Source organism: Alteromonas sp. 5NS40-0096, from assembly GCF_057544385.1.
The window spans coordinates 1-6,109 of sequence record NZ_BAAJLQ010000017.1 but is presented as its reverse complement, the minus strand read 5'-3'; the positions used below and the strand labels follow the sequence as shown (position 1 = coordinate 6,109).

The window sequence follows — 6,109 nt, the reverse complement described above, 5'->3', positions numbered from 1 at the left end:
TTAAAAATGAACGTACATAAAAAAATGCTTAAGTCACATCCCGCCGAGTGCGGGCGCTGGGACAAAATCACAGTGCGGCTTCGCCATTTTCGAACTGTGCTTTTGCCCCTTATCGGGGTGTTAGGTACTACGAGGTAACCGATGAATTTATTGAAGGGATTCGTACTAATAATTGCAGGCTTTGTTGGAGGCTTCTATTCCACATATGGCGTTCTAGAAGACTCAATTCAAAAAACACAACAGGTTCAGAAAGATATTCAAGAAATTGCATTAGACGCATTTGTATCTTCAAATGATATTCGCATTCATGAATTACTAGCTTCCGTTGAATTATCCAGTTCACTGTTACAGGCTTATCGTGAAGGTACGGATATCAAGGTTCTTCTGTACTCTCATGTAGAAATGTATAAGGAAGAATTGGCTCAACAGCAGCAATTAGAGCCAAACGTAGATGAAAAAACATCTGAAACTATTAAAGAAATTGAGCAAAAATTATATAAATTAGAAGAGGACGTGGAGTTTTACATTGGGCCTTTATAAACACGTGCATAACAAACCGTTCAAGCACACTCGCTCCGCTCGCTGGGACAATTCCTCGCATGCGGCTCCGCCATTTTCGCATTGTGCTTTTGCCCCTTAGCTTAGTGTTAGGTGTCATCGAATGACTAGCATCAATGATATGAAATTGCTTTTGGATATATTCGAAAAACATGTTCCAGATCACGACTCAAATCGTTTGGTTGCAATGTTTTTAGAAGATAAATCTCGTTGGTACAAAGCTCATGGACTATTCACCACAATCAGGGAGCGGAACCATAGAGCTATTAAGACTGGAAATAAGGCTAAAGAATGCCAATACAACTTTGAAGAAGTCTGTGCTAAAACAATGTTCAATTTAACAAGGCCTCAAGCTGCATTCGATCCGGACTCTCCTTACTGGGTAATAAAAAATGCTTTGGTTTTGGCGAAGCAACTGGGATTGTCTAGCGATCTTGTCGTGCAAATAGTTTCCAATACCCAACAGGACGTTACATAAAATGGCCAGAGGAATAAACTGGCTAGAGACACCTAACAAGGCGCTCAAATCGCAGTTGCCTTCGGCAACCGCTGGGACGCAAACGCGCGGCGGCTTCGCCATTATCGCCGCACATTCGCGCCCCTTAGCTTAGCGTTAGCTATTTTTGAGATTATGTTGATAATACTTAAAGTCATTTGTGTATTAATTGCTGTTGTCTTGGGCGCATTTTATAAGTTGAGCTTGATAAAGATCCGACGCTATGGGAATAAGCATTTCGACGGCATGTTTAAAGCCCCTCTACTAAGAATTGAGGTAAATGGCGTACATTACTCAAAAGTATCCAATTTCATATGGAATTATGATTATCGTGAACACCATGACACGACACTTAAACAAATGTGTTACAGGGCTCACAACTCAGCCATTTTGGCTATTGTTTTTGCAGTGGCGGCCTTTTATTGTCATATGTTCGCCAAGTAAAACAGCTAACAAAACGCTCAAGTCGCAACCCGCTGCGCGGGTCGCTGGGGCAAAAACACAATGCGGCTTCGCCATTTTCGCATTGTGCTTTTGTCCCTTAGCTTAGTGTTAGGGTTCTTTGGGAGTTAGTCAGATTTATGGGAATGAGTGCAGAGCTGATAGGAATTGGCCCCTACCGAGAAAAACTATTGGAATACTATGAATATCCAAGTACAAGTTATGAAGGAACTAGAGAAGGCGCAATTATAACAGTTTTGCTTTTTGGCGTGGAAGAAGGCTCGGCGGCAAGCAGGGAGTTGGCGTTGTCTGTTGGAGTCAGAGATGCTTGGGATTTTAATCAACACAAAATCTCTCCAGCAAAAGTGAACAAAGAACGCGTAATAGAATATGGCAATCAGTATCCCGACTACAAAAAAGACTGCATTAGCTTTCTTAAGTTAATGGAAAATGGCTATGAATTTCACTTTTTACCAAACGGGTGAAAAACCTAACAAGGCGCTCAAGAGGGACACATACATGACGCTCCTTCGTATTATAGCGCCATGTATGTGCCCCTTAGCTTAGTGTTAGTGGACATGTTCATGAAACTTTTTTCTGTATGTTTTTTCTTGGCTTTGCTTTCCAACTACGTATTGGCAAACAATGATTTTGATATCGCAGGGAATTGGGTTTTCGTATCAATTGGTAAAGACTATAAGGATTCTAAGACTTGCTCTTTTCTTGAGGATGGCAATTTTAGCTGTACCGTTGAATCGATAGGTTGGTCAGACGGTTTTGGTGATGCTCACGTTCATAAAGAATCCGGTAAATGGAAAAGCGAGGGTAATAAGGTATCGCTCAATTATTTCCTCAGTTATGACCCAAACTCACTTATATGTGCGGACTTTACAGTTTCGAAACTTTCGGCAGAAAATTTAATTTTAGTTAGTGAGTTTGGCTTAGAAGAGCACTGGCGAAGAGTTAAACATGACCACTAACAAACCGATCAGGCTCACTCGCTCCGCTCGCTGGGAAAATTCCTCGCATGCTGTTCTGATGTTCTCGCATGCAAGCAATTGCCCCTTATCGGGGCGTTAGGTTTTCGCATGAAAATACTATTTCTCATTATTCTTTGTTTTTTTTTTATTCCTATGCGGATCAGCCACCGGATTGGAAAGACTTTGTGATTCAATCTCCAAACAAAAAGTGGAGTGCTGTCGTGCAACCTTTGGGTAATGCTGAAAAGCCTTGGGAAGATGATTGGGTTTTGTCTGTATACGAGGGGTTCCTGATTGCCCCTCCAGCACCCAGCGTACGACCTGCTTGGTCCACTTCTTATAAAGCAAGTGGGTACTCTGGTGGTTATCTTTCAAATAATGGGGTTGCGTTTAGTTACGTAGAATTTTGGTACTATCGGAACAATCCGGTAGTTGAAATATACAGCAAAGAATGCCAAATCTTTCGAAATGGTGCGCACTTTATGGTCGAAACTCAGCTCGAAAAAACTGCCTCACATGAGTTATGGCTAAGAGAAAGCGGAAATGTAAAGTATGTTACTTTGGAGGGTGCATTGTATTTGCAGCTGGAAACCGTAAAGGGGTTGAGTAAAGTTGAGGTGTCTTGTGGTGAACAAACCTAACAATACAATCAACGACCGCCTGCAAGCTGGCTCGGACCTCCGTTCCGGCGCTTCGCGCCTCCACTGCGCCCATTAGTAAGACATTAGGTTTCTAGGAGGAATTTTTGAAAAAGCTTTTCTATTTATTAATTCTCAGCATATTTCTTGGTGGCTGTGATTTCCCAGAGGCTTTCACAGCCGCTAAAGTTGGTATCGATGAAGCATCAGAAATAATCAAATCTGAGCTTAATGTACAACCTAGCTTAACCTGGGAATACGAATCAGATTTTGTTCGTGTAACTGCGGCATACAATGCTTCGGAACTTGAAGGCATTGATGCGCATTATCTAGCTGTAGTGACTGCTGACGCAGTGAAGGCAAGCTTTGAAAATGTGCCAGACGAAATCAAAATAGAGGTTGTTTTGGATAATGAAACCTAACAAGGCGCTCAACGACTTGCACCGCAAGGCAGCGCACTGGGACGCTCACACATGGGTGGCTTCGACTTTTTCACCCATGCGCTATCGCCCGTTAGCTTAGCGTTAAGGTTACAAGGAAAGTATGTGCAAAAAATTAGCTTCACAGTATTAACAATATTTTTTCTTATTCTTTCAGGCTGTAAAGATCAGCCTATTGATCTTGTTACTTGTTCTGGCGCGGTTAAACAAGGAACCGTTTGGGTTTCAATCTCAAGTGACAATCAAGTCAAAATTGGTAATGCACAATTTTCTAAAAGTTTACTTCGCACTAAGCATCAAATAGTTAAACAATCTTGTGAATCTGTTACTGTTATGATTCAAGCTGACCAATTAGCTAATAACAAAGTGGTATTTGATACAATCCAAGTAATAAAATCATTGGGTTACCAGGTTTCAAAGTAACCCGAATAAGCGCATCAATTCGCAGCTGAAAAGCGCTGCTGGGGCATAAAGGTTCACGGAAGGATTAAACATATGAAAAGAACTTCACCTGAAGCTTGGATGTTTGTAGGGTTTATTATTGGCATAGTGCTGATTCCAGCATTAGTTGGCTTTTTAGTCATAAAACTATATCGAATTCGCAATCCAATTAAAGTAGTTGAAACCAACACGTTGGCCGCTTTGCATCAGAAGACCCACGATAGTTTTTTCTCAATTCTATTAGTTGGTTGGGTAATTTGCGGGCCTATGTTTTATTGGGTGTATTCAACCATTCTTAATAAGTAAATTTAAACAAGGATGTTTACAGAAATGAACCCTAACAAACCAATTAACGCGCTCGTTGGGACGCCTACTTGCTGCGGCTCCGCCATTCTCGCAGCAAGCATTCGCCCGTTATCGGGGCGTTAGAGCTACAAGGAAAGTTCAATGACAGGTTTGTACGACTGGAATCCGATGCCTCACAAGGTTGACGTAAAGTGTCCTTCGTGTAACAAGAAAGCTGAATTTGAATTTGCCGAAGTGGTTAAAATTAAACTCAAAAAAGATGTTCCTTTTTTTCAAAATAGCCCGCAATTTAAATATCAAATGCTGTCAGATGACTGTGGCCATTTGGTTCACGGCGCATTTTTCTTCGAAGGGTTGCACGGCTCTGTAAACGCAATTTCAAACTTACCTGACGGATATTCGCCGTCAAACTGGAGTCACTCGCAGTACCTTATCCGTAGCCAAAGATATGATATTGGCTCCATATTATGCTCACACTGTTCTAATAGAGGAATTTACAATCTAAACTGGCCACAAGATGCATTCTATTCGATCAACCATAGAAATAAATGCCTATGGGCTTTTAATAGAGAGTCGGCTAACGAGTTATTAAGCTTTATTGAATCAAATGAACGCAATGAGTCTAGCTATAAATGGCAGTCTTTTCTTCGACATATACCGTCGCATTTTAAAGGGAAAAAAGTTCGAACTGATATTTCAAAAAAGCTTAGACAGAGATTGTCGTGCTAACACGCTCTAACAAGCCAATAAACTCACTTACTACGTTCGCTGGGACGCATACACGCCGGGCCGCTTCGCCATTGTGCCCTACGTGCCTGCGCCCGTTATTGAAAAGTTATGTTTCAAGGAAAATTGCTGTGAAAGTTTCAGGTATTCTAATAAGTTTGGTTTTGAGCTTTTCGTGCTTATCTGAACAACTCTCCAGTATCACTTATAGTGAATATCATATGAAGATTGTTGAGTCAGGCTTTGAGACCTTTAAATCATCATTTTATGACGCCAATGAGAAAGAGAAAAATTCATTATTATTCTGCTTAGAGCGTTATGTAGACCCTTATTATTCTAACTCAATAAAATACGAAAAAGAGTTGTATGATTGGCTTGTTACAGTACTAAAGAGTAAAGAGGACTTATCTGTCAAAGAAAGCGCTTTTGATTTGTTACTTTGGGATTCATCTAGAGAGGCGCATAAATGTGAATTTAGTGAGAAAGGTTATTTAATTTGTCCAAATGGTGCAATTTGAAACATAACAAGCCAATAAAGTGGAACGTTAGGTTACCAAGGAAATTTAAGTGATCATCAATGAGCTCAATTACGAATTAGCAAGACGAGCAATGATGCATGCTGTGTTTTTCTATTATCAATTACTTGAGGAAGGTGAGTTTTCTTGTGGACAAACTTCCTACTGGCAATTCGAAGAAAATACAGTTTGGGAACTTTTGGATATCGAAATACGTGAACCAAAAGGAGTTTCGTTAGGAATCGATCCTACGTTTATTCGTGAATCAGCTCTAATTTACATATTGTGTATGCTTGAAAACTATTACAGTGAGTTGGAGCATCACGAATTCCCAACACAACATGAAAAGGAATACACGGTTTTAAAAGACAAAGGATTGGCCCTTATCCCAGAATTATCACTTGTGCTGGAAGCCATTAAAAACAAAGACCTAGTACTTTTCAGAAGTACTTTGGATACAATATTTTCAAAATATGTAAGAGGTAGATTTATTCGGATATCTTCGCATTGTGCTTTTGCCCCTTAGCTTAGTGTTATGTACTTAAAAGGAATTATATGAAAACTGTTA

The 6,109-nt window shown here is 40.4% G+C and carries 11 protein-coding genes; all 11 read left to right on the top strand.

Going from position 1 to position 6,109, the window contains the following annotated elements; translation table 11 throughout:
- Positions 1-141: 141 nt before the first annotated feature.
- The 11 genes from AC27G9_RS21190 (at position 142) to AC27G9_RS21140 (ending at position 6,067) form a co-directional block, all read left to right on the top strand.
- Positions 142-540 (top strand): hypothetical protein, encoded by a 399-nt coding sequence (locus AC27G9_RS21190; protein WP_487076552.1) that lies wholly within the window; start codon positions 142-144, stop codon positions 538-540.
- A gap of 121 nt (positions 541-661) precedes the next feature.
- The gene (locus tag AC27G9_RS21185) at positions 662-1,036 is read left to right on the top strand and encodes a hypothetical protein (RefSeq protein ID WP_487076551.1); all 375 of its coding nucleotides are present in this window, start codon (positions 662-664) and stop codon (positions 1,034-1,036) included.
- Positions 1,037-1,635: 599 nt separating this feature from the next.
- On the top strand, positions 1,636-1,980 hold the full coding sequence (locus AC27G9_RS21180; RefSeq protein ID WP_487076550.1) for a hypothetical protein: 345 nt from the start codon (positions 1,636-1,638) through the stop codon (positions 1,978-1,980).
- Between the two features lie 99 nt (positions 1,981-2,079).
- Positions 2,080-2,475 carry a hypothetical protein gene (locus AC27G9_RS21175; RefSeq protein ID WP_487076549.1) on the top strand — a complete coding sequence of 132 codons (396 nt, stop codon included), beginning with the start codon at positions 2,080-2,082 and terminating at the stop codon, positions 2,473-2,475.
- Positions 2,476-2,543: 68 nt separating this feature from the next.
- Positions 2,544-3,116: a hypothetical protein gene (locus AC27G9_RS21170; RefSeq protein ID WP_487076547.1), complete on the top strand. Its 573-nt coding sequence runs from the start codon at positions 2,544-2,546 to the stop codon at positions 3,114-3,116.
- 104 nt (positions 3,117-3,220) lie between these two features.
- Positions 3,221-3,535, top strand: a complete 315-nt coding sequence (locus AC27G9_RS21165) for a hypothetical protein (protein WP_487076546.1) — start codon at positions 3,221-3,223, stop codon at positions 3,533-3,535.
- A 123-nt stretch (positions 3,536-3,658) separates the two neighbouring features.
- The gene (locus tag AC27G9_RS21160) at positions 3,659-3,976 is read left to right on the top strand and encodes a hypothetical protein (protein ID WP_487076544.1); all 318 of its coding nucleotides are present in this window, start codon (positions 3,659-3,661) and stop codon (positions 3,974-3,976) included.
- A gap of 72 nt (positions 3,977-4,048) precedes the next feature.
- Positions 4,049-4,300, top strand: coding sequence for a hypothetical protein (locus AC27G9_RS21155; RefSeq protein WP_487076543.1), 252 nt, complete (start codon positions 4,049-4,051; stop codon positions 4,298-4,300).
- A 141-nt stretch (positions 4,301-4,441) separates the two neighbouring features.
- The gene (locus AC27G9_RS21150) at positions 4,442-5,029 is read left to right on the top strand and encodes a hypothetical protein (RefSeq protein WP_487076542.1); all 588 of its coding nucleotides are present in this window, start codon (positions 4,442-4,444) and stop codon (positions 5,027-5,029) included.
- Between the two features lie 128 nt (positions 5,030-5,157).
- Positions 5,158-5,544, top strand: coding sequence for a hypothetical protein (locus AC27G9_RS21145; protein WP_487076541.1), 387 nt, complete (start codon positions 5,158-5,160; stop codon positions 5,542-5,544).
- 49 nt (positions 5,545-5,593) lie between these two features.
- Positions 5,594-6,067 (top strand): hypothetical protein, encoded by a 474-nt coding sequence (locus AC27G9_RS21140; protein ID WP_487076540.1) that lies wholly within the window; start codon positions 5,594-5,596, stop codon positions 6,065-6,067.
- The last annotated feature ends 42 nt before the right edge of the window (positions 6,068-6,109 follow it).